We start from the raw sequence: 23,045 nt of genomic DNA, 5'->3' as shown, positions 1-23,045 counted from the left end.
ATCCCGAATGAGCTTCATTCGTAACATATTAAATTCCCGTTCTCAAGAAGACGGGAATTTTTTTTTATTACTTAAAGAAATCCTTGGTTTTAAGCCAAAATCAAAGTCATTTTATATAAAAGCATTTACGCATCGCTCAATGAATATCAAGGACGAATTGGGTAATGCAATCAATTACGAGAGATTAGAATTTGTTGGCGATGCCATGCTTAGTTCTGTAATTGCTGCGTATTTATTTGAAAAAGTACCTCATGGAGATGAAGGGTATTTAACCAAAATGCGATCTAAAGTTGTGAGTAGAGAGCATTTAAATAAGTTGGGTGAAGAGTTACGACTTATAGATTTAGTACAAAGTAGAATTCCGATTTCAAATTTTGGAGATAATATTCACGGTAACTTATTTGAGGCTCTTGTAGGTGCTATTTATTTAGACAAAGGATATAATACTTGTGAAAAATTTATTTACAAACGTGTTATACATCCACACGTAGATATTGAAACATTAGAAGGTAAAGTAATTAGCTATAAGAGCTTATTAATAGAGTGGTGCCAAAAGGAAAAAAACACGTTTGACTATCAGGTCTATGATGACACAGGAAACGATGAACTTAAACATTTTTCTGTAAAACTTTCAATAAATGAAAAGGTGGTATCTAAAGCCAGAGCAACATCTAAGAAAAAGGCAGAGGAAAAAGCATCAAAACGTGCGTTTTTTGCGTTTCAAAATGAAATAACCAGACTTCATTAAGTATTTTTAATTCTTAAAAATTACGATAACGTTTTCGTAGATTTTCTTAAATAAGATTAACCCTTTCTTAATAAAACTAAGCTTTTATTGTACTATATTTACATCATTATGCCAATTAAACATTAAGGTTTTTAATTCTAGAATTAAAAATTGAATTAGTATCAAAGTTGTAAACATATGGCTTTACACAAACTTCAGGTAGATGATTTTTATGATGATTCCTATAAATTAATAGCAATTCATTGTAGGTTAGAAGATTATCGATTAGCTTATTTGCTCAATAAACACTTAGAGCTTAAGTTAGCACGCCAAGAAAAGGATATTGACTTTAAATATTTAGAGTCTTCATATAGCATTTTTGAATGGGATAATGAAACAGAATATATACAATGGAATTTAATTTCTAATGTATGTAAAAAGGAAGAAGTAAGTTTATCTAGTAGTGGAACTTTATTTGATAAGCCAGAAAAAGTTTTAAAAACCTTTAATCTAATTACAGAATTTAAGAAAGTTGATTTTTTTTTAAAAATTTCAGATGAAATAAATAATGTACAAGAAAAACTTATACTAAATAAACTACAAGCTATTCCGCAAATAATAACGAGTTATACGGTAAATCCGTTACAAATAAAGTCGAAAGACAATTTAATTTTTTGAATCGATGTCAAATAAAAAAACAAAAATAGTAGCTACATTAGGTCCAGCAACTAGCACTAAAGAAGTGCTAAAGGCAATGCTAGATGAAGGATGTAATGTGTTTAGGATTAACTTTTCTCATGCAGATTACAAAGATGTTGAGGAGCGCATAAAAATGATTAGAGAACTTAATGAAGAGTTTGGTTACAATGCATCTATCTTAGGAGATTTACAAGGTCCTAAATTACGTGTAGGTGTAATGAAAGGTGAAGTTGTTGTAAATGAAGGTGATGAAATTATTTTTGCAACTGGTGAGCGTTTTGAAGGAACAAAAGAGCGCGTTTATATGACCTATGATAACTTTCCTCAAGATGCTAAAGCTGGTGAGCGAATTTTATTAGATGATGGAAAGTTAATTTTTGAAGTTGTTTCAACGGATAAAAAGTCTGAAGTAAAAGCAAGAGTTATTCAAGGAGGACCTTTAAAATCTAAAAAAGGTGTTAACCTTCCTAACACAAATATCTCTCAGCCTGCTTTAACAGAAAAAGATATAGATGATGCAATTTTTGCAATTAGTCAAAAAGTAGATTGGATTGCTTTATCATTTGTCCGCCATGCGGAAGATTTAATGCAACTGGAAAGTTTAATTAATGAGCATAGTGATCAAAAAATTCCTATTATCGCAAAAATTGAAAAGCCAGAAGCTGTTGAAAATATCGACAAAATTGTTGCTTATTGTGATGGTTTAATGGTTGCACGTGGAGATTTAGGTGTAGAGATTCCTGCAGAGGAAGTACCACTTATACAAAAACAATTAGTGTTAAGAGCGAAACGCGCAAGAATTCCAGTAATTATTGCTACACAAATGATGGAAACAATGATCACAAGCCTTACGCCAACAAGAGCAGAGGTAAATGATGTTGCAAATTCCGTTATGGATGGTGCAGATGCTGTAATGTTATCTGGAGAAACATCTGTTGGTCAGTATCCTGTTCAAGTGATTCGACAAATGTCTAATATAATACGTAGTGTTGAAGATTCACCTTTAATTGAAGTGCCACAATCGCCACCACATATTCGTACTAAGCGTTATGTAACGAAAGCGATTTGCTATCATGCTGCTAATATGGCAAATGAAATTAATGCGAAGGCGATTTCTACATTAACTAATAGTGGATATACTGCATTTCAAATATCGGCATGGAGGCCTTCAGCTCATATTTTAGTATTTACTTCAAATAGGAGAATATTAACTCAGTTAAGTCTACTTTGGGGAGTTACTGCATTTTATTATGACAAATTTGTAAGTACAGATGAAACAATTGAAGATGTAAATGCCATGGCATGTAAAAAAGGCTATTTAGATGTTGGTGATATGCTAATTAGTTTAGCTGCTATGCCAATACAAGATAAAGGTATGGTAAACACCTTGCGTGTTTCGGAAATTGAAAGCTGTAGTTTTTAATTATTAATACATATTAAATATTAAAAGAGCGACTGAATATATTCAGCCGCTCTTTTTTAATGTACTAAAATTAGTTGTCATATTCACTTGTTAAAATACATGTATAATAATACAGTAATGATTACTATTAGAATTAGTAAGATATAAGTTTTTGAGTTGGAAGAATTGCTAGAAAGAACATGACTGCCCTTGGTTCGTTGAGATAGTTTATTCTTATCTTTTAATGATGTTATAGTTGGTTTTGAAATTGTTTGTCCATCGTAATAATTGGGATTCATCGTTAAATTATCGATTATATATTTACATTCCTTTAAACCTAAATTTGTTGTTTCTTTTAATTTTTTAATAGCTTGAATCTTTTGCTTGTTATTGATTAGGTTTAAAAATTCTTGTTTGTTAATAACGTTGTCATTTATTTTAATCATTTTTTAATCTTTAAAATTCAAATTTTAATTGCACACTAACCGCAGACGTATCTTCTTTTTTTACTTTTTTAATTTCTGTATTTAAATTAGATAATGATATACCTAAAAGTCGAACAGAATTATTTAGGGAATCTTGATATAATAAGTCTTTCGCTGCCTCTAAAATAATGGCTTTCTCACTGACATAGTATGGTAAAGTTTTGCTTCTAGTTTGTAATGTGAAATCACTGTACTTAATTTTTAATGTAATTGTTTTACCTGCGACTTTACTTTTATGTAATCGTTTGGTCACTTCCTCTGCGATATGGTCTAATTTTTCGAGCATAAAAATTTCTGAGGATAGATTTTTGCTAAAAGTACGTTCTGCGGCTAATGATTTTCTAATGCGATTAGGTTTTACTTCACTGTTATGTATACCACGAACTACTTGATAATAGTGGCGACCAGATTTACCAAAGTGTTCCTCTAAATATTCTGCTGATTTCAACTTTAAATCTTTTCCTGTAAAAATTCCTTTTTGGTACATTTTTTCTGCGGTTACTTTACCGACACCATAAAATTTTCTAATATCTAATTCTTCAAGAAAATGTAACACGTTTTCAGGGTTTACTGTTTTTTGACCATTTGGTTTATTATAATCACTTGCGACCTTGGCTATAAATTTATTGATGGATATACCTGCTGAAGCTGTTAAGCCTACTTCTGCATAAATACGTGTTCTTATCTTCTGAGCTAATAAAGTGGCACTAGGAAGCCCAATTTTGTTTTCTGTTACATCCAAATAAGCTTCATCTAAGGATAAGGGTTCTACCAAGTCCGTATAATCTAAAAAAATCTTTCTAATTTGTTTTGAGATTTCCGTGTAACGTGCAAAATCGGTTTTTACAAAGATTAAATCTGGACATAATTTTATGGCTAAACGACCAGACATGGCACTCTTTACGCCAAACTTTCTGGCCTCATAACTTGCTGCACTTATTACACCTCTAGTTCCTCCACCACCAACTGCTATTGGTTTTCCTTGCAATTCAGGATTATCCATTTGAGCTACAGACGCATAAAATGCATCCATATCTACATGAATTATCTTTCTAATTGGTAAATCGTTAGGCATAGTGTAAATTTAGCCAATAAATGGCTGGAAATAATAATTTTTAATCTTCTAATGATAGAAATAGAACGCAAATTCTTAGTGAAATCTGAAGCTTTTAAAACTGAGGCTTCTGCAAGTTATACCATAAAACAAGGGTTTTTAAATAGCCACAAGGAGAGGACTGTTAGGGTAAGATTAAAAAAAAATAGCGGTTTTATAACCATAAAAGGAAAATCTACATCTAATGGATTATCTAGGTTTGAGTGGGAAAAAGAAATTTCAAAACAAGAAGCAGAAAATTTGTTAACCCTTTGTGAAGATGGAATTATTGATAAAATACGCTATGAAGTTGTTTTTGGTAAACACATTTTTGAAGTAGATGTTTTCTCTGGCGTCAATGAGGGTTTGTGTATTGCAGAGGTAGAATTAAACTCTGAAAACGAGTTTTTTGAAAAACCACATTGGTTAGGTAGTGAGGTTACTGGTGATATACGATATTACAATTCTCAATTAAGCAAAGATCCCTTTAAATCATGGAAATAAAAAACCTATTCAATGAATTGAATAGGTTTTAATAAATTATAGTTTTTTAGTTGTGTATTACTCTGTAGCAGCAGTTTGAGTCACAATTAAAAATTCAGAACGTCTATTATCAGCATGTTGTTCTTTTGTACAACCATTTGAACAATCTACTTTTGGTTCAGATTCTCCTTTACCTTCTCCAGAAATACGAGCTTCATCAATTCCTTGAGAAATTACATATTGAACAGTAGTTTTTGCTCTTCTATCAGAAAGATTAGCATTATAGGTTTCTGAACCTCTCTGATCTGTATGAGAAGTTGCTTTTATAACCATTTCAGGATATTTTTTCATAATCTGAACTAATTTATCTAGTTCAAAAGCGCCTTCTGCTGTTATATTAGATTTATCAAACTCAAAGTAGATAGGTGATAGTACAACCTGCTCAGCTTCAATAATTTTCTCAATAGGATCTAAGGAAATCTGAACATTAGTTTCTTCATCGTTGGTTCCTTTTACTGGTACTTTTTTACTTTCAAAGTCTTCCATTACTACTTCTAGTTCAGAATCTTTATCACACTCAACGATAAATTCTGCAATACCTTCTTCATTCGTTGTTTTAGAAACTACTTTATTGCCTTCATCATCAAATAATGACACTGATGCACCACTTATTGGCTCACGTGTTTTATCATCTAAAACCGTTGCTGAAATTAAAACATCACATAAAGGTTGTAATTTTTTAAATTCGTAAATGTCATCGCTTCCTTTTCCGCCCTCTCTGTTAGAAGATACATAACCTTCAGCGGCTTCTTCATCTATAATAAATGCAAAGTCATCTGCATTACTGTTAATAGGAATACCTACATTTCTAATAGGCGCCATTTTTCCATCAATCTCTTTAGTATAAAACACATCTAACCCTCCTAAACCTAAATGACCGTTTGAAGAAAAGTATAATGTGTTATTACTACTGATATAAGGAAACATTTCTTGTCCTTCAGTATTTACTTTTTGACCTAAGTTAATAGCTTCACCAATAGTACCATCTTCATTAATAGCAGCTTTGTAAATATCAAAATCTCCATATCCACCTGGTTGGTTTGATGCGAAGAATAATGTTTTACCATCATTACTTACTGTTGGGTTTTTAACAGAGTAGTTTTGACTATTTACAGATAAACTTTCTACAGTATCCCAATCATCACCAAGTTTAGTAGCTTTAAATAAATAAAGTTGGCTGTAACGTGTACTACTTAAAGAATCTTTTTCATACGCTTTTTCAAAATAACTTTCTCTTGAAAAATACATAGTATTACCATCTGGTGAAAACGACACAAGTCCTTCATGAAATCTTGTGTTAATTTTATTATTAGCTAATTCAGCTTCTTGATAAGAACCATCAGTATTTTTATTGATAGTATAAATATCTAAGAAAGGCTGATCATTCCACCCATAAGTTTTACGACTGTCGTTACGACTAGAGGTAATATATAACTTGTTATCTTGTAATGTTCCACCGAAGTCAGACTGAGTAGAATTAAAATCTGAATTCTGCACGTTAAACTTTTTACCTTGCTCTAAAATCTTTGGAAGGTAATTAGGATTTTTTCTAAATGCAGTTGCTCTATCATCAGCTGGACGCATTGTTGCAAATTTGTCCATTTGTGTATTAGATTCAGCATATTTTCCATTTGCTTTTAGCATTTGAGCGTATTTATAGACCATTTCTGGTTGATCTGATGTCTCCAATGCTTTTGCATAGTAGCGTTCTGCGGCTTCGGTATTAAAGATGTTATAATAGCTTTCAGCTAATTGACTGTATACATATGTATCTGCCTTACCTTCTTCTACTAATTCGTTATAACTTTCAGCAGCCTTAACAAATTCAAATCGTGCAAAGTATTTATCTGCTTTTTTTGTGCTAGCGTTTTGAGCAGTTAAGCAAAAGCTACTCATCAACGTAATAAATAATAATGTTTTAAAGTTTTTCATAATTGTTTAGCTTAACTGATTAAAAGTATCTTGGTGAACGAGAAACACGTTTTGGGAAATTAAGGTCAAATAATAAAAAGACCTCGTGTGATGCAGGTGCATACGCTTTAATATCTGACGAAATAAAGTCATAAGCATATCCAACTCTTAAGGATGGCGTTAATGCAAAATTCATCATACCAGCAACAGAATCATCGAGTCTATAAGATGCTCCAATTTCAAACTTTTTATAAAATCTAGCGTTAACATTAATATCAAATGATGTTGGCGCATCAAAAGCAGATTTTACCATAAATGATGGTTTAAGTTCTGTATTAGGAGAAAGATCGAACACATAACCACCCGTAAAGAAGTAATGCTGTGTTTCTGATCCGATTTTTAATCCGTTATTATCTAAATGAACAGAAGATAATAAGTTAGGTACAGATAATGATAAATAATACTTTTCTGTGTAATAAAAGAAACCAGCTCCAATGTTAGGCGTCGTTTCACTTATATCTTGAGCGAAGAATGGATCTGTTGGATCAACCACTTCAACACCTGTATTTAATCCTATATCGTGAAAGGTAGCACCGGCTTTAATACCAAAAGCTAATCTATGTTCTCCTCCTAATTGCAATGTATAGGATACATCTACGTACGCATTCGTTTCGGTTACTGGACCAATATGATCTGATATTACAGATAAACCAAGACCCATATTTTCGCCGACAGGTGAATGTCCGAAAAATGTTCCTGTTTCTGGTCCACCATCAATTTTTGACCATTGGTTTCTGTATAATAATCCAAAAGAAAGATTTTCTTTTGAGCCTGCATAAGCAGGGTTTATTATATTCATATTATACATGTACTGCGTGTACTGAGGGTCTTGTTGCCCATGCATTTGAAATGCTAAAAGCAAAACCGCTATAATAGAGAGTTTTTTCATTATAATAAGTTGATTCTGTTAGTTGATTATCTGTTAATATATACCCAAGAACTTTTAGACATAGCACCACCTTCATAAACTACCGTGTAGAAATATGTTCCTACAGGTAATTCTTTTCCGTCGTTTGTTTGTCCATACCATTCATTAGTATAGTTGTTTTTAGAGTATACAAGTGTTCCGTTTCTATTAAATATTTCAAGTTTCGTAACATTAAAACTTGTTAAATCAAATGTGTCATTTTGACCAGGTGAAACACCAGGAGAAATACCTTCTGGGAATACACACGATTCTAACTCTATAACCTCAACTGAAATTGTATTGATACAGCCTGTTGCGTTAAACTCTATTGTTGCAGCGTATTCACCTGCAATTAATACTGAATCTAAAGTTAATCCACTTCCGCTTACTGCAATTCCATCTAAAGACCAATTAACTGTAACATCGGCAGCTGTAAAGTTTGTTGGTACAATACCAATAGTTATTGGTACAGTTGCATTAGGACAAACTGCGTATGTTAATTCTGAATCAAAAGATGCTAAAGGAACAACATTAACCTCTAAGTTAAACGATGTTGTGTTGTAACAACCATTATCTGTATTCTCCGCACGTACAAAAATTGTTTCTCCACTACTTGAGTAAGGACTTGCGAGAGGGCTTGCGTCTGCATCTGCATCTGCTTGAGATATATGATATGTAATTTCTACATTGGCATCTGTATTAACTTCATCATTGATAGATAATAAATTAAAAGTAGTAACACCATCAACATTTCCATCTAAATCATCACAGATAACAAAATCTGCTGGTTGATTTACAGTTGGTCTTGGGTTTACAATTAATTCCACTTGAGATAATTGACGACAACCAAGGAAATCGTTAGTTACTGCATCGGCATCTTCAATTCTCATAATTAATGTCTCACCAGATGATGTGTATGAAGTTGATACAGGATCTATTCTTTGGTTAGCATTCGCTGTACTCGTATAATATGATACTGTATAGTCGTCACCTAATCCTAACGAAGTTGTTAATGCTTCTAGGTCAAATATTTCAGATCCATCTGCTTCAGGTCCATCACATACTGTAATGTTTTGAGGTGCAATAGTACCAGGATCTTCATATAGATTAATAACTACGATCTGAGAAAAAGCTTCAGAACCACATTGATTATCAAATGCTTGTACTTGGTAGTTGTCCGATTCTGTTACAACTAGAGAAGAAGACGTTTCTCCATCTAATACAAAACCATTTTTATACCAAACAAATTCATCTGCAAAAGGAGAATCTGTTAATATAGTCACAGAATCAAATCCACAAACTGATACTTCATCAATTTCTGTTGGGTCGTTGTTAGGATCTATTATAACTTCATCACTCGCAATTTGTGCATCGATTTCAGCTTCAATTGTTCCGTTGTCAGTAGCACCAGCATTAGTTTGTTCTATGGTAATATTACCAGCTCCACCATTAAAATTAGTTACTAGTAACATGTAGATTTCTCCGCTAAGTGCATTATCAATAGATAAATTTTCTATTGACGCTCCTGAATAACTACAATCAACAATGTTTCCTAAAGGATAGAAACCTGTATCAGGATTGTTAGAGAAAGGACAAGTTGGACAATCCTCTAATAATATGTCCGTACATGCTTGATTAACTGATGTAAATGGACCCCAAATAACAAAATCAACATCTAATCCGTTTCCGTTTTCATCAGTTTGTTCAATTTGAATTTCAATAGGTCCTGAGTCCCCTACTTGAATAATATTCCAAGTTGGGTTTGGTATAGATCCTAAACAAGCAACTTGGCCAGTACTTGGAATTCCAATGATATTTGGTGTTGTTAAGGCACCTCCAACAGAACAGAAGTTTTCGGCATTGTCACAAATGATATTTGTTGGTGCAGGTCTAATACATAAATCAAAAGTTGATGTTTCTGGTTGACTTCCTCCGCTAAATACACGGATATAATAAGTATTTCCTACAACTAAAGATGGTGTAACAGTAGCATCATCATCAGTACAGTAAATTTCTGTTAAACTTCCACAAGAACCTTCGTAAAGTGCGTGGTCTATATTTGTTGTACCACCTACAACATTCACAATAGAGATAATTTGAATTTCATCTAGTGCTTCAAAAGTAAACCATACATCATCGTCTGGAGATCCAGTACAACTTCCATCTGGTACACCCGAAGGCGTAGCTGCCAATATAGTTCCTGAAGTAACCATATCACAAGTACTAGTTGCATTAACCACTGCCGTTATTGCTGTAGAACAATCGTCATTAGCAGGTGGACATGCTAAAACTTCAAATGTTTCACTACTAATTACACAGTTATTGTCTTGCTCATTCGTTACAAAAACCTTAGCTGAACTTCCAAAAGGGAAAGGACCAACTTGATAAACACCTGTTGCCGTTGCTTGAACTGAACTAGCATCTAAACTGTTTGTGAGAGCTAAAGAAGTAGCATCTCCTAAACTTGTTACATTAACTTCAATATAAAATTGATCGTTATCACAATCTGGTACTACTGTATAATCGGCTTCTGCTAAAGTACAGTTCAATTGTTGTATGTTAACTGTAAAATCTAATGTTACACCCCAAGATCCATCATAACAAGGATCAGGAGTGGTTTGACCAAAGTCAGCCGATCCAACACGCATTCTGTGTTCTCCAATAGGTGCCGTAACTGGCATCACAAATGAAGCATCCATTAAATGAGGTGTACTTGCACCGGAAGATTCTCCTTGGAAAACAAGTTCTGTATCATCAAATATTAAATTGTCATCAAAATCAATCCAAACATTAACGTCGTAAGTGAAACTGTGACCAAACTCTATTTCTAAATTTGTATTAATTCCTTGGAAAACGTTTACTGTTGGTGTTGTATGATTTTCATAAGTCAAATCACCTAAACTCGTAAATGTCGTCACTCCTAAATTGGCATAATTAATACCAGTTCCATCGTTACTTGATGGTATTGACTCACAATATCCAGTAAAGAAATCAAAAGGACCAAAATAAGAACTTTCATCACCAGGTCCACAAATTGCTGATACGTAGAACTCATAATTTGTATCTGGATTTAAACCTGTAAGAATATAAGGATTAGTAGTTACTCCAGGCTCAATTGTTCCAGTGCCTAAAGCAAAACCAGCTTCACCATATTGAATATTCCAAGATGTTGAAGTTCCATTCTCTGTCCAACCAACTTCAGTTGAAGTTAAACTTAAATTATTTGCAGTTAAGTCTGATGGTTCTGGGCAAGTAGGGATTCCTCTTACTCTAAAATTGTCAACAAATACATCAACATCTTCTGGGTCATTCACAGTTCCATCAGAAGCTAAAATTCCAAATTGAACTATTTGTCCACTATATGCTGTTAAATCAACAACAGGATGTTCACCAGTAACAGGAACAACTGAGGTGTTGTCATAAGTTAAAAGAGAAATCCATGTGGCACCATTATCATTTGTCATTAATAATTGAACTGTATCATCAGAACCTAAAGTACCTGCTGTTGTAGAATTTGCAAATAGCATTATTCCAAAATCAAACTCAACTTGAAAAGGACCACCTGTTAAATCAAATTGAGGAGAAATAATCCAGTCACTTCTAACATCGCCTTGATATATGTTTATTCTAAAAGAACCTGTCGTTCCATTGTTTAAAAATCCATCTGCAGCCCAAAGTCCAGCACCTAAATCCATAGGTCCAGTAGTTGCATCTCCACTATCTGCTTCTTCCCAACAGTCAGCTGGTATATCTGTAAAATTTTGAATGTAATCTGGAATAAAAATATCACAAAGTGTTTCAAAAGCAAAAGGTCCTGCCCAACCACTAAGTTCACTACCACAATTAGCTTGTACATAATATTCGTAGCTCGTAACTGCACTTAATCCTGAAGCCGTATATGGGTTTGTAATACCTACATCTGTTGGCGTACCAGTAGCAGGTGTACCTGCCGTAACTATTTCAATATTCCATAATGCGACTGTTCCGTCTTGAGACCAACTTAATTCCGCTCCATTAGAAGTGATAGCATTTGCCATTAAAGCTGTTGGATTGAAACATGTTGGAGCTTCATCAAATGTAACATCATCAATTGCAATGTCATCATAAAAATCTCCACTTTCTGTTTCCGAAAAGATAAACCTTGCTTGTACATCTCCAGTAATAGTAAGCGTACTTAAATCAATAACTTTAAGTTCCCAGCCAGAAGTGTTAGTGTTGTAGGTCGCCATCATGTTCCATGCAGCACCATCCCAAACTTCTACGTCTAAAGTACTGTTGGCATTTCCTTCATTATCACTAATTTCATAAAATGAAAGTGCAGGTGCTGTTAAGCCACTAACATCTACTAATGGTGTTGTTAAAGTACTCGGATCATCAGTTCCTGAAGAATCGACAAATGCAAAATAATTATTTGTAGTGGTACTTCCTAACATTGTACCATTGTCTCCAATATGGTCAAATCCAGGGTCATCAGCATACTCCCATTCTTCGGCACCTCCATTAGACCAACATAATGGTATATCTCCTGCGTTTTCAAAACCTTCAGTATATGGTGCAATAAAAGTTACACACTCTGTAGTCATGATAAATGGACCTACCCATAAACTTTCGTCTCCAGGCCCACAATTTGCTTGGTAATAGATATAGTACGTTGTTGCGGGTGTTAAACCTGTTAATGTTGTGTTAGGCGAACCAGTTACAGAAATTGCATTCTCTTCTTCGCTATTACCAGGTGTGAAATCTGTACCACTGTTATATTCTATATTCCAATCTGTTTCAGAATCTCCAGCCGTCCAATCCAAGATCGCTGAATTAGAAGTAACGTTAGAAGAACTAATATCGTAAGGGTCAATACATGTTGGACTTTCAAATAAAGTAACAACTATGTTTTCCCAATCTGCATCAGAACCACCAAAACTTTGATTCATTACTAAATCTATAAACCCATCTACAGTAGGATCATAAATTGCAGTAAATTCACCAACAAAAGTTAATGTAGTACTTGCATTACTAGTTAATCCTCCTGTAGTAGGTGGATCTATAGTAATTGTACCTGAAGTTGTTGTTACCGTTAAGTCTGCTTCTGAAGACCAAGGGTTTCCACCTCCAACAACCCAATCTACTGAAACTGAAAATGAATTGTAAGATCCCGTTGAGGATGCTGGTACCGCAGCAGTATTTGCTGCATCATTTAAGTTAATAGTAACAGGAGTTCCTGAGGCCACGTTTGTAGGCCCTACTATTGGAGGGAAATTATACTGGGCATTTGCTGTGAAAATAAACCCAAGCATGATTAAAAATAGAGTAATCTTTTTCATTATTAATCGGTTTGTTAAGAATTATTTAATGCTCTCACAATCAGTATATTGTAAGAGAATTTATTGGTGTTTGATAAAATTTTGCTGTAAAGCACAAGTTTGACGTTGGTTAGACGCTTAAAACAATGTGAAGTCGAATATATAAAAAATGGCTATTAACAAGATGTTAACAATGTTATAATAGATTAACTACCGTTATAATCGACAAATGGTTTGGCTGTTTTTTAAGAAGTCTTTAATTGAAGGAAAACAGGGAAATGATCGCTATATCCACCTGTATATTTTCTACCTACAAAGGTTCTAAATGGCTGTCCCTTAAATTTACCTTTATATTGAGTAAGAAACTTACTGTTAAACACTTCAGCGTTGTGATAAATTAATGAAGAACTACTAACATCAAAAAAATTGGTTGAAAATAAAATTTGATCAAACATATTCCATTGAAAATTATGATTTAGGCTGCCATTACTTCTAGACCAAACCGTTTTAAAAGGATTAAATAAATTACCTTGTTCTTGCAGTGATAGTATGCTTTTACTATTTGGGTTATCATTAAAATCACCCATTACTATAATTTTAGCTTCAGGTTTTTCTTCTTTTAGTTTTTTAATTATTGATATTACAACGTTAGCTGCGGCAATACGTTTAAATTCAGTTTCTTTTTCACCCTCTCTTTTTGAAGACCAATGATTTACAATTACGTTAATATTTTCGTTATTCAATAGACCTTGTACTAACAATACGTCTCGTGTATAATCTTGTTCTCCTTTGTCGTTTTCTAGATAAACTGAAAATGTTTCAGAATTTATAACTTGAAAACGATCGCTTTTGTAGATTAGCGCTACATCAACTCCGCGTTCGTCCATAGAATCATAATGTATATAGCTATAATTTTCCTCAATAAGATTTTTACTGTTAACTAAATCTTTTACTACTTTTTCGTTTTCAACTTCAGCTAAACCAATTATGTCAGGAGCGGAATTAGAGTTCTCGTTTCCTATTTTAGAAATTACTGTTCCTAATTTCAATAGTTTTTTTTGATAACGCTTCGGTGTCCAGCGTTTTAAGGAATTCGGTAAAAAATCATCATCATGAGTTAAAGGGTCGTTTTTGGTATCAAATAAGTTTTCAATATTATAAAACGCTAAAGTGTAAATTTCAGGATTATTAATCATGGATTAAATATAGGTTTTTATAATGTTACATTGAAATGATTCAATTGTTTAACTTTGTACTTTAATTAATTTATGATAGAAAAAAAAGATATTGCCTTAGAGAAAGTCGTTTTAATTGGTATCATTACTCAAGATCAAGATGAGGAGACCTCTAAAGAGTATTTAGACGAATTAGAATTTTTGACCTATACTGCAGGTGGTGGGGTTGTAAAACGTTACACGCAGAAAATGAGTATGCCTAATCCTAAGACCTTTATTGGTACGGGAAAAATGGAAGACGTCACTAAGTTTGTTAAGGAAAATGACATAGGAACAGTAATTTTTGATGATGAATTATCACCTGCTCAAGAGCGAAATATTAGTAAAATTCTAAATTGTAAAATTTTAGACAGAACTAATCTTATCCTAGATATTTTTGCGCAACGTGCCCAAACGAGTTATGCAAGAACGCAAGTAGAATTAGCGCAATGCGAATATTTGTTGCCTAGATTAAAAGGTATGTGGACTCACCTAGAACGACAAAAAGGTGGAATTGGTATGCGCGGACCTGGAGAAACTGAGATTGAAACAGATAGACGTATTGTACGTGATAAAATATCATTATTAAAATCCAAGATTAAAACCATTGATAAGCAAATGGCTGTACAACGTGGTAATCGTGGAAAAATGGTGCGTGTTGCCTTGGTTGGCTACACCAATGTTGGGAAATCTACTTTGATGAATGTTATTAGTAAAAGTGACGTTTTTGCTGAGAATAAATTATTTGCAACTTTAGATACAACAGTAAGAAAAGTAGTTATCGGGAATCTACCTTTTTTAGTTAGTGATACTGTTGGTTTTATAAGAAAATTACCAACCCAATTAGTAGAATCTTTTAAGAGTACGTTAGATGAAGTACGCGAGGCAGATTTATTATTACACGTTGTAGATATATCGCACACCAACTTTGAAGAACATATAAATTCTGTAAATCAGATTTTAGACGATATAAAAAGCAAGGATAAGCCTACTATCATGGTTTTTAATAAGATTGATGCTTATGAGCCAGAGCCTTTTGATGACGATGATTTGATTGCGGAACGAACGGAAGCAAATTATTCTATTGACGAGTGGAAACGAACTTGGATGAATAGAGTTGGAGATAATACTTTATTTATCTCTGCATTAAATAAGGAGAACATGGAAGAGTTTAGAAAACGAGTTTATAAAGAAGTAAGAGAAATACATGTAACACGATTTCCTTATAATCACTTCTTATATCCTGATGTTGAGGATATAGAATAACTATTAAATTAAAACTATATAAATAAAAAAAGAGGTCTCATTAAGACCTCTTTTTTTATTCTAAATAAGTTTGATTTAGAACTTGTAGCTTAAACCAAATGTATAATATGACTGTAACTTGTTATCAAGATTATCAAATGTTGGTTCAGCGTCAGTTCCTGCTGGATCCCATTGATTGAAGGCGTAATTAAGTGCTTCTTGCTGATTGCTTCTTAAACCAAAATCAAAACCAACACCAATCATTTTCCAAAGTGTGTAGCTAAACGAGTTAGTCCATGTCCAGTTTGATAATTCACTAGATTTGTAACTCTGGAATGTAGAGAAGTTTGTCTTAAAGTTTATTGCTCCAATTTGTCTAGTATAATCCGCAACAATTTTTGCACCCATAGAAGATTCAAAAACAGCATCATTTTTAGCAAATACAAAGTTGTAGTTTAATGGGTGAATCACTACTATTAAGTTTTCAATAGGAGTCCAAGTAGCACCAACACCAACGTCTAAATACCCAGGATCATTAAAGTTGTCTAAAAGCGTAGTTCTATATTCCATTAACCCAGAAATAGCCCATGTTTTGCTTAAATTTCTACCATAAAGAGATGAGATGTTGAAAACGTCTGTACCGTTTTTGAAGCTATCGTCATCGTCATCATCATTTTTGTCATCAAACTTTATCCAGTTTAAGTTAGTTAATAAAGAGTTTCTCCAAAAATATTTGTCTTCAATTTTATTAGCAAATGCATTTAATGTAATACCAAAACTACCAGAAGCTAAATCTGGAGTTCCTTGACCGTACCAATTGCTAAAATTAGAAAGGCTACCACCAATGGTACCAAAAGCACCTGTTCTCCAGCCTGGTAAAGCATCTATTTGTGCTTGTAAAGCGTTTGCTTCTCCTTGAAATTTGTCAGCTTCAGCTTGTTTTTCAGCTTTTTGAGCTTCCAATTCTTCTTTTGTTTGAGCAAATGCAACCGTAGTTACAGCAAATAATAAAAGAAGGGAAAAAAGTAATTTCTTGTTCATAATGGATTAAATTTTAATAAAATAATTTGTAATTAATTTGCAAATATAAGTGATTATTAGATTTAGTTCTTTTTTTTCAATTAAATCACCATTCTTAAGACACTTGAAATTTATTAAGGTCACTTTTATTTTTTACTTTTCTTGAATAAAGGCACGGAAGAGCATGCTTCTCCAAACATAATAGATTTTGCAATTGGCTTTAGTTTTTGGGTTAACAAAATTAAAGCGTTGGAAGGCACAGGTTTGTGAGAGCATCCTTTAATAATTACAGGTAAGTTATTATAAATGGAAAGATCTAATTTTGAAATAATATCATTATATAATACCGTTTCTAAATCTGATAAAGAACCAATAAGGGATAATTTAGCATATGATTGAAGCTCAATTGAGATTAACATGTACGCCCAATCTGGTACAATTGCATCAGTAGAGCAATGCAAAGCAACAAAACAATCTTGGTATTGTGACCAATTATGTTCTGCAACAAATACTCTAAAGTCTTTTTCCCTTAGTACTAAACCTTCAAGTAACCAATCTTTTATATCAAAAAGAATGCGCCTTCCTTCGGGATAGTAATCTTCTAAGTCAATAACTTTTAGCTTACTATTTGTGACTCTGTTAATTATTTCTCCTTTCATAAATCTTAATAACTATATACTCAATGATTACTAGGATAATATTTTATTGATTGAAAGTTCTTAAACAATTAGGCTCTACAACATTCCAAGTTCTAACTTAGCCTCTTCACTCATTAAGTCTTGCGTCCATGGTGGATCAAAAGTAATTTCTACTTCAGCATCTTTGACTTCGTTAAGTGATTTAACTTTCTCTTCAACTTCTAATGGCAATGTTTCAGCAACAGGGCAGTTTGGTGTAGTTAACGTCATTAAAATTTTAACTTCAAAATCTTCGTTTACAAAAACATCGTAAATTAAACCAAGTTCGTAAATATCTACTGGGATTTCAGGATCGTATATGGTTTTTAGTACTCTAAGAATTTTTTCTCCTAAAACTGCTGTATCTATGGTTGCATCGCTCATGGCAAATTATATTTTTTGTTCCTATAAAAATAGGAGTGATATTAATAAATATTAGATTTTTATAAAAAAAATCTAATTAATTAAGTTGTGTTTGGTATGCTATGGCATACATTTTTAATTGTTTTATCATACTAACTAAGCCATTGGCTCTTGTAGGTGACAAATGTTCTTTTAAGCCTATTTGATCTATAAAATCAGTATTTGCTTCGAGAATATCTTTTGGATGTTGGTTAGAAAAAACTCTAATCAAAATAGCAATGATTCCTTTTGTAATTATGGCATCACTATCTGCAGTAAAGTTTACCTTTTCCTCATCCATATTGGCATGGACCCAAACTTTGCTTTGGCAACCTTTGATTATATTATCTTCGGTCTTATATTTTTCCTCAATTAAAGGTAAGTCCTTTCCGAGGTCAATCATATACTGGTAGCGTTCCTCCCAATCTTCAAACATAGAAAACTCGTCAATAATTTCGTTTTGTACTTCTTCAATAGTCATAGTCTCATTCTTTTGTGCAAAATTACGAAATCGTTAGTTTTAATCCGTGTTTTCTTTAATGGATAACACTTTATTAACTAAAGCCATTATAGCACTTGGAGGATTACCATGATCAAATGTTGGCGTCATATATTCGATATCGCCAATAATTATGGCTAAAGATGCGTGCAAAGCACCATCTGTTTGATGACTTGTAGAAGGCGGAATTAAATCTTGAATTGTTTCAACATCTATTGCGTTTATTAATTCAGTAATTGCATTCCAATCTTTGGCATCAGTTGAAAATGTGCTAATATCTTGGAGGCCTTTGTCATTTGATAATAAAACGTTTGTTTTTGAAATTGAAACAAAATTATATGTCGTTTTAGAACTCGTAACATATTTTACTGCAGTCTTATCATTAACCTCAGTTGTTGCAGTACTTTTTTTTGAAGAAGCCATTACATTGCTTCCTTTTATAAGAATAGATTCATCAATAGAAAATGAAATGGAATTTTCGTTAATAGAATATGAGTTAACTGAATTTAAAGCCTTTAAAAATTGACGTTCTACAACTGAAGCCGTTCCTGGGCAGAATTTCTTAGACGCACCAATATTTTGAAAAGTTAGCGTATTATTTTCTAATGTGTAATTGCCAAAAAAGCTATTACAACCTGCAAATCCAGTAACTTTATTTGATGCTTCATCAAAATTAATAGTGATTTTGTTTGAAGACACATCCATGTCTTTAACATTTACAATGTAATAAGTTCCAGAGAGCGAGGTTTGCATTTTTTTGCTGTTTTCAATCGCTTTTTTTGATGAATCACAAGAATTCAACGTTGTTAAAAGCATAAATAAACTTAGTAAAATTTTCATCTATAAAGTGTTTACTACTGTAAGTTACATATTTAATGCCAAAGTCTAAGAGAGCATCATAATCGCTTTCTTCAAGGCTACAATAAAAGCGTCAATTTCTTCTTTGGTATTATAAAACATAAAGGATGCTCTAATGGTTCCTGGAATTTTATAAAAATCCATAATGGGTTGCGCACAATGATGACCAGTACGCACAGCAATTCCCATTTTGTCTAAGATGGTTCCTATATCATAAGGATGAATAGTCCCAACGTTAAAAGAAATTACAGAGGTTTTTTCTTTTGCGGTACCGTAGATTTTTAAACCTTCAATTTGTTGTAATTGTTCAGATCCGTAGTCTAAAAGTTCTTGTTCGTATTTGGCTATGTTTTCAAAACCAATATTATTCATGTAATCAATGGCAGCTCCAAACGCAATACCACCGCAAATGTTTGGTGTACCAGCTTCGAATTTGTGAGGTAAACCTGCGTAGGTTGTTTTTTCAAAAGAAACTTCTGCAATCATTTCGCCTCCACCTTGGTAAGGTGGTAATTTGTTTAGCCATGCTTCTTTCCCATAAAGCATGCCGACACCTGTAGGTCCGCATAATTTATGTGCAGAACACACATAGAAATCAACATCTAATGCTTGAACGTCTGGTTTAATATGCGGACAAGATTGTGCACCATCTACTAAAACAGCAGCTCCAACCGCATGTGCTTTTTCTATAATATATTCAATAGGATTAATAGTCCCTAAGGCATTTGAAATATGGTTAACAAAAACCAATTTGGTGTTTTCATTTAGAAGTGCATCATAGTCAGAAAGGATTAATTCGCCATTTTCATTCATAGGAATCACCTTTAAACTTGCACCTGTACGCTCGCAAAGCATTTGCCATGGCACAATATTACTGTGGTGTTCTAATGCTGAGACTATAATTTCATCGCCTTTTTTCAAAAGAGAAGAAAATCCGTTAGCAACTAAATTGATACTATGCGTTGTACCAGAAGTGAATATGATTTCATGACTTTCTTTCGCATTAAAGTGATTCTGAATTTTAATACGTGCTTGCTCATAAGCATCAGTCGCTTCTTGGCTTAAACTATGTACACCTCTATGGATATTAGCATTGAAATTACTGTAATAATCTACAATAACGTCAATAACCTGTTGTGGTGTTTGCGAAGTTGCTGCATTATCGAAATATATGAGTGGTTTCCCGTTAACTGTTCTGTTGAGAATGGGGAAGTCTTTTCTTATTTTTTGTACGTCTAACATGGGCTTAATTCCTAGTTACAAAGATACAACGCATTGTTCTTAAAGAAAAACTTATAAGTATTCATTAAACTTTTTAACATACATTTTATTAGGATACATTTTTATAAAATGTATATTTGTGATATGTATAGTAAAGAATTAACAAAAGGAACATTGCAACCGATCATTTTAAAGCTTATAAATGAAAAGGGTAGAATGTATGGTTACGAGATTACACAAGAAGTGAAAATGATGACTTCAGGGAAAATAGATATTTCAGAAGGTGCTTTGTATCCGATTTTACATAAGCTTGAAGCGAAAAAGGTCTTAGAAACGGAAAAAATTTTTATCGGTAAGCGTGTTAGGAAATATTATAAAGTAACTAAAGAAGGGAAGAAGATGGTAGAGACTGTAACTGAAGAAATCAATGATTTTATTGAAACCTTAAATTTAATTTTTAATCCAAAACCGATATAATCATGGAATTATCAGAAAAGCATATCGCGTTTATTGAGAACAGTTTGTCTTTATACGGTGTGAAAAACATTGAATTAAGGGATGATTTACTAGACCATATCTGCACATTTATAGAAAATCAAGATTCCGATGATTTCAATAAACTGTATCAGCAAGCCTTACAGAAATTTGGTGGTTACACTAGTTTTCAGAATTTACAATTGGAAACTAATCATCAAAAATTAGCTAAAGAAATCATTACTGTAAATAAGGTGAAATTCTCTGTTGGATTTTTAGTCATCCTATTATTGGTAGTCAGCTTAGTTTTTCAAATTATGGACTGGCCTTATGCAAATGCTTATCTACTTGGTGCAATTATAGTTTCAGTACTTGTGATACTTCCTGCTCATTTTTATGCAGCTTATAAAAAATCTATTCATAAATATTCATAAATCATTTATCATGAAAAAATCATTCTACATCCTCGGATTTATTACTTTTTTTATTCTCGGTATTGGTGCTATGTTCGAGTTTTTGACTTGGCCATATAGAGGTATCATTGTTTTTATTGGCTTTCTATTTCTTAATTTCGGATTGATTCCTACTTATTTTTATCAAAAATATAAGCAATGTTAAACATAAGAAAGACTTGTTTGTTCGTTTGTCTATTTGTCTTTTTATGTTCGATAGCGCAAACAAATGCAAATCAAAAAATTGATGAATTATTAGCATCTTATGTTTCTAATGATAAGCCAGGATTGAGCATAAAGGTGATTAATCAAGGGCAATCTATCTATTCTAAAGGCTTTGGGCTTTCAAATTTAGATTATAACATTAAGAATTCAGATTCTACAGTTTTTAGTTTAGCATCCATAGCAAAACAATTCACAGCTTCGGCTATTTGGGCTTTGGCAAATGATGGTAAAATCAATTTAGATGATGATATTAGAATGTATTTGCCTGAATTTCCAGAGTACGAAGAAACCATTAGGATAAAACATTTACTGAACCACACGAGTGGCATTCGTAATTATCATACGTTAATGTACTTAGCTGGTTTTGATTACGATACTCAATATTATGATAACAATTCGGTTTTAGATTTAGCCATTAAACAGAAAAATTTAAACCATTTAGTTGGCGAAAAAGTAAGTTATTCTAATACCAATTATAATTTGTTAGCCATAATTATTGAGCGTATTTCAGGGCAAAACCTGAATGAATATTTGAAACATAAAATATTGAATCCATTAAAAATGAATTCAACTTTTGTAAGAGTTGAACATGGAAAACCAATAAAAAATAAAGCTGTTGGATATAAAAGAAATCAAGTTGGCTACAAGTTTAATACTAATGATCAATTGAGTTATGGTGCAGGAAGCATGGGTTCCTCAGTAAATGACATGGCTATTTGGATGCAAATGCTAAATACCCAGATTTTAGAATTTAAACCTTTAGCAGAATTTTTAAAAACGCCTGAAACTCTAATTTCAGGAAAGAAGGCGAAATATGCTCGTGGATTAATGTTAGATAATTATAAAGGTTATGAAACTTTAAATCACAATGGATTTGGTTTTGGTGGACGTTCACAATTAATTACAGTTCTAGAAAAGCAAATAGGAATAATAGTTCTAACAAATTCACAAGAGATAGATGCACCAAGAATAGCGTATCAAATTTTAGATATTTTGATAGAAAATGACGAAAGGATTAAAAATGAAACGGAAGAGGAAGAGGAAATGGTATTCAAAGCACAAAAGTTTAAAGAATTTATTGGCGAATACAAAGAAATCAACAGTGATATGACTATGAAAATTTTTGTAGAAAAGGATTCTTTAAAATCTATAGGTTCTATGGGTAGAACGTCTACTGCTCTTGTGCAGTATGACGAAAATAAATTTCACAGAGCACAAAGCCAGAATGTGAAATTTGATTTCACACCTAGTGCATCTCACGATATGATTATTTCATTTGGTGGAACGCCATTTTATTTTGAACACGCTAAATTTATAGATGCTGAATCGGTTGATATTTCTCATTTTACAGGTAAATTTTATTCTGAAGAGTTAGATGTAATCTATCATTTATTCATTGAAGATGAAACACTGAAATTAACTTATAAAGGAAATGGAAATATTAGTTTGCATGCTGTTCAGTTAAATGACTTTGGAAATAATGACAGAACACTTTATCATTTTCTAAAAGATGAAAATGACAAAGTTACAGGTATGTTTTTATCTTGTGATGGCACTGTGAAGGAGATAGTATTTAAAAAAGAAAAGGATCGCTAAATAGCAATCCTTTTTTATATAATATTTGGACCTGTAAG

21 protein-coding genes are annotated in these 23,045 nt (G+C 32.7%); 9 read left to right on the top strand and 12 right to left on the bottom strand.

The features are described from left to right. Positions 1-7 precede the first annotated feature (7 nt). The 3 genes from rnc (at position 8) to pyk (ending at position 2,849) form a co-directional block, all read left to right on the top strand. Positions 8-748: a ribonuclease III gene (gene rnc / locus ACJBCC_RS03555; RefSeq protein WP_299098350.1), complete on the top strand. Its 741-nt coding sequence runs from the start codon at positions 8-10 to the stop codon at positions 746-748. Positions 749-925: 177 nt separating this feature from the next. Then, positions 926-1,405, top strand: a complete 480-nt coding sequence (locus ACJBCC_RS03550) for an IPExxxVDY family protein (protein ID WP_299098351.1) — start codon at positions 926-928, stop codon at positions 1,403-1,405. A gap of 4 nt (positions 1,406-1,409) precedes the next feature. After that, positions 1,410-2,849: a pyruvate kinase gene (gene pyk, locus ACJBCC_RS03545; protein WP_299098352.1), complete on the top strand. Its 1,440-nt coding sequence runs from the start codon at positions 1,410-1,412 to the stop codon at positions 2,847-2,849. A gap of 83 nt (positions 2,850-2,932) precedes the next feature. On the opposite strand, the gene ACJBCC_RS03540 is transcribed toward pyk, so the two are convergent. Together ACJBCC_RS03540 and dinB are read right to left on the bottom strand one after the other, a co-directional pair. Next, complete coding sequence (locus ACJBCC_RS03540) at positions 2,933-3,274, bottom strand: ribosomal protein L7/L12 (RefSeq protein ID WP_367179553.1); 342 nt, start codon at positions 3,272-3,274, stop codon at positions 2,933-2,935. Positions 3,275-3,284: 10 nt separating this feature from the next. Next, on the bottom strand, positions 3,285-4,388 hold the full coding sequence (dinB, locus tag ACJBCC_RS03535) for a DNA polymerase IV (protein WP_299098353.1): 1,104 nt from the start codon (positions 4,386-4,388) through the stop codon (positions 3,285-3,287). Positions 4,389-4,439: 51 nt separating this feature from the next. On the opposite strand from dinB, the gene ACJBCC_RS03530 reads away from it, so the two are divergent. Beyond that, on the top strand, positions 4,440-4,910 hold the full coding sequence (locus ACJBCC_RS03530; protein ID WP_407556411.1) for a CYTH domain-containing protein: 471 nt from the start codon (positions 4,440-4,442) through the stop codon (positions 4,908-4,910). A gap of 57 nt (positions 4,911-4,967) precedes the next feature. Here ACJBCC_RS03530 and ACJBCC_RS03525 read toward each other — a convergent pair whose 3' ends face one another. The 4 genes from ACJBCC_RS03525 to ACJBCC_RS03510 form a co-directional block, all read right to left on the bottom strand. Beyond that, positions 4,968-6,881 carry an OmpA family protein gene (locus ACJBCC_RS03525; RefSeq protein WP_299098355.1) on the bottom strand — a complete coding sequence of 638 codons (1,914 nt, stop codon included), beginning with the start codon at positions 6,879-6,881 and terminating at the stop codon, positions 4,968-4,970. Positions 6,882-6,900: 19 nt separating this feature from the next. After that, positions 6,901-7,809, bottom strand: coding sequence for a type IX secretion system membrane protein PorP/SprF (locus ACJBCC_RS03520; RefSeq protein ID WP_299098356.1), 909 nt, complete (start codon positions 7,807-7,809; stop codon positions 6,901-6,903). Between the two features lie 26 nt (positions 7,810-7,835). After that, positions 7,836-13,145: a fibronectin type III domain-containing protein gene (locus ACJBCC_RS03515; protein ID WP_299098357.1), complete on the bottom strand. Its 5,310-nt coding sequence runs from the start codon at positions 13,143-13,145 to the stop codon at positions 7,836-7,838. A 224-nt stretch (positions 13,146-13,369) separates the two neighbouring features. Continuing rightward, on the bottom strand, positions 13,370-14,320 hold the full coding sequence (locus tag ACJBCC_RS03510) for an endonuclease/exonuclease/phosphatase family protein (protein WP_299098358.1): 951 nt from the start codon (positions 14,318-14,320) through the stop codon (positions 13,370-13,372). A gap of 72 nt (positions 14,321-14,392) precedes the next feature. On the opposite strand from ACJBCC_RS03510, the gene hflX reads away from it, so the two are divergent. Continuing rightward, on the top strand, positions 14,393-15,604 hold the full coding sequence (hflX, locus tag ACJBCC_RS03505) for a GTPase HflX (RefSeq protein WP_407556410.1): 1,212 nt from the start codon (positions 14,393-14,395) through the stop codon (positions 15,602-15,604). 75 nt (positions 15,605-15,679) lie between these two features. Here the strand turns inward: hflX and ACJBCC_RS03500 are convergent, their stop codons facing one another. From ACJBCC_RS03500 to ACJBCC_RS03475, 6 genes are all read right to left on the bottom strand, one after another. Beyond that, positions 15,680-16,624, bottom strand: a complete 945-nt coding sequence (locus ACJBCC_RS03500; RefSeq protein ID WP_299098360.1) for a DUF3078 domain-containing protein — start codon at positions 16,622-16,624, stop codon at positions 15,680-15,682. A gap of 125 nt (positions 16,625-16,749) precedes the next feature. Then, entirely contained in the window at positions 16,750-17,262 is a 513-nt protein-coding gene (locus tag ACJBCC_RS03495) for a DUF2480 family protein (RefSeq protein WP_299098361.1), read from the bottom strand. A gap of 75 nt (positions 17,263-17,337) precedes the next feature. Then, positions 17,338-17,664 carry a DUF59 domain-containing protein gene (locus tag ACJBCC_RS03490; RefSeq protein ID WP_299098362.1) on the bottom strand — a complete coding sequence of 109 codons (327 nt, stop codon included), beginning with the start codon at positions 17,662-17,664 and terminating at the stop codon, positions 17,338-17,340. A 76-nt stretch (positions 17,665-17,740) separates the two neighbouring features. After that, entirely contained in the window at positions 17,741-18,163 is a 423-nt protein-coding gene (locus ACJBCC_RS03485; RefSeq protein WP_299098363.1) for a SufE family protein, read from the bottom strand. 39 nt (positions 18,164-18,202) lie between these two features. Next, a complete protein-coding gene (locus ACJBCC_RS03480) occupies positions 18,203-19,021 on the bottom strand; it encodes an META domain-containing protein (RefSeq protein ID WP_299098364.1) in 819 nt (272 codons plus the stop codon). Between the two features lie 45 nt (positions 19,022-19,066). Further along, entirely contained in the window at positions 19,067-20,281 is a 1,215-nt protein-coding gene (locus ACJBCC_RS03475; protein WP_299098365.1) for an aminotransferase class V-fold PLP-dependent enzyme, read from the bottom strand. Positions 20,282-20,404: 123 nt separating this feature from the next. Here ACJBCC_RS03475 and ACJBCC_RS03470 point away from each other — a divergent pair, with 123 nt between their 5' ends. The 4 genes from ACJBCC_RS03470 to ACJBCC_RS03455 are packed head-to-tail and all read left to right on the top strand — an operon-like array spanning position 20,405 to position 23,007. Further along, positions 20,405-20,737, top strand: a complete 333-nt coding sequence (locus tag ACJBCC_RS03470; protein WP_299098366.1) for a PadR family transcriptional regulator — start codon at positions 20,405-20,407, stop codon at positions 20,735-20,737. A 2-nt stretch (positions 20,738-20,739) separates the two neighbouring features. Continuing rightward, positions 20,740-21,168, top strand: a complete 429-nt coding sequence (locus ACJBCC_RS03465) for a hypothetical protein (protein WP_299098367.1) — start codon at positions 20,740-20,742, stop codon at positions 21,166-21,168. A gap of 10 nt (positions 21,169-21,178) precedes the next feature. Next, positions 21,179-21,352, top strand: coding sequence for a hypothetical protein (locus ACJBCC_RS03460; protein WP_299098368.1), 174 nt, complete (start codon positions 21,179-21,181; stop codon positions 21,350-21,352). Next, positions 21,346-23,007, top strand: a complete 1,662-nt coding sequence (locus tag ACJBCC_RS03455; protein WP_407556409.1) for a serine hydrolase domain-containing protein — start codon at positions 21,346-21,348, stop codon at positions 23,005-23,007. The genes ACJBCC_RS03460 and ACJBCC_RS03455 overlap by 7 nt, the downstream gene beginning before the upstream one ends. Positions 23,008-23,045 lie beyond the last annotated feature (38 nt).

The sequence above is a fragment of the Winogradskyella sp. 4-2091 genome (genome assembly GCF_045765065.1).
Lineage (GTDB): Bacteria > Bacteroidota > Bacteroidia > Flavobacteriales > Flavobacteriaceae > Winogradskyella.
The sequence above is the reverse complement of the archived record's forward strand: the minus strand, read 5'-3'. Positions and strand labels throughout refer to the sequence as shown.

Bases quoted from the DNA above. Each gene is read 5' to 3' on its own strand.
- ACJBCC_RS03480 (WP_299098364.1), bottom strand. From the start codon at position 19,021: ATGAAAATTTTACTAAGTTTATTTATGCTTTTAACAACGTTGAATTCT.
- ACJBCC_RS03485 (WP_299098363.1), bottom strand. From the start codon at position 18,163: ATGACTATTGAAGAAGTACAAAACGAAATTATTGACGAGTTTTCTATG.
- ACJBCC_RS03460 (WP_299098368.1), top strand. From the start codon at position 21,179: ATGAAAAAATCATTCTACATCCTCGGATTTATTACTTTTTTTATTCTC.
- ACJBCC_RS03550 (WP_299098351.1), top strand. From the start codon at position 926: ATGGCTTTACACAAACTTCAGGTAGATGATTTTTATGATGATTCCTAT.
- ACJBCC_RS03500 (WP_299098360.1), bottom strand. From the start codon at position 16,624: ATGAACAAGAAATTACTTTTTTCCCTTCTTTTATTATTTGCTGTAACT.
- ACJBCC_RS03525 (WP_299098355.1), bottom strand. From the start codon at position 6,881: ATGAAAAACTTTAAAACATTATTATTTATTACGTTGATGAGTAGCTTT.
- dinB (WP_299098353.1), bottom strand. From the start codon at position 4,388: ATGCCTAACGATTTACCAATTAGAAAGATAATTCATGTAGATATGGAT.
- ACJBCC_RS03475 (WP_299098365.1), bottom strand. From the start codon at position 20,281: ATGTTAGACGTACAAAAAATAAGAAAAGACTTCCCCATTCTCAACAGA.
- ACJBCC_RS03465 (WP_299098367.1), top strand. From the start codon at position 20,740: ATGGAATTATCAGAAAAGCATATCGCGTTTATTGAGAACAGTTTGTCT.
- hflX (WP_407556410.1), top strand. From the start codon at position 14,393: ATGATAGAAAAAAAAGATATTGCCTTAGAGAAAGTCGTTTTAATTGGT.
- ACJBCC_RS03490 (WP_299098362.1), bottom strand. From the start codon at position 17,664: ATGAGCGATGCAACCATAGATACAGCAGTTTTAGGAGAAAAAATTCTT.
- ACJBCC_RS03510 (WP_299098358.1), bottom strand. From the start codon at position 14,320: ATGATTAATAATCCTGAAATTTACACTTTAGCGTTTTATAATATTGAA.
- ACJBCC_RS03495 (WP_299098361.1), bottom strand. From the start codon at position 17,262: ATGAAAGGAGAAATAATTAACAGAGTCACAAATAGTAAGCTAAAAGTT.
- ACJBCC_RS03520 (WP_299098356.1), bottom strand. From the start codon at position 7,809: ATGAAAAAACTCTCTATTATAGCGGTTTTGCTTTTAGCATTTCAAATG.
- rnc (WP_299098350.1), top strand. From the start codon at position 8: ATGAGCTTCATTCGTAACATATTAAATTCCCGTTCTCAAGAAGACGGG.
- ACJBCC_RS03540 (WP_367179553.1), bottom strand. From the start codon at position 3,274: ATGATTAAAATAAATGACAACGTTATTAACAAACAAGAATTTTTAAAC.
- ACJBCC_RS03530 (WP_407556411.1), top strand. From the start codon at position 4,440: ATGATAGAAATAGAACGCAAATTCTTAGTGAAATCTGAAGCTTTTAAA.
- ACJBCC_RS03470 (WP_299098366.1), top strand. From the start codon at position 20,405: ATGTATAGTAAAGAATTAACAAAAGGAACATTGCAACCGATCATTTTA.
- ACJBCC_RS03515 (WP_299098357.1), bottom strand. From the start codon at position 13,145: ATGAAAAAGATTACTCTATTTTTAATCATGCTTGGGTTTATTTTCACA.
- ACJBCC_RS03455 (WP_407556409.1), top strand. From the start codon at position 21,346: ATGTTAAACATAAGAAAGACTTGTTTGTTCGTTTGTCTATTTGTCTTT.
- pyk (WP_299098352.1), top strand. From the start codon at position 1,410: ATGTCAAATAAAAAAACAAAAATAGTAGCTACATTAGGTCCAGCAACT.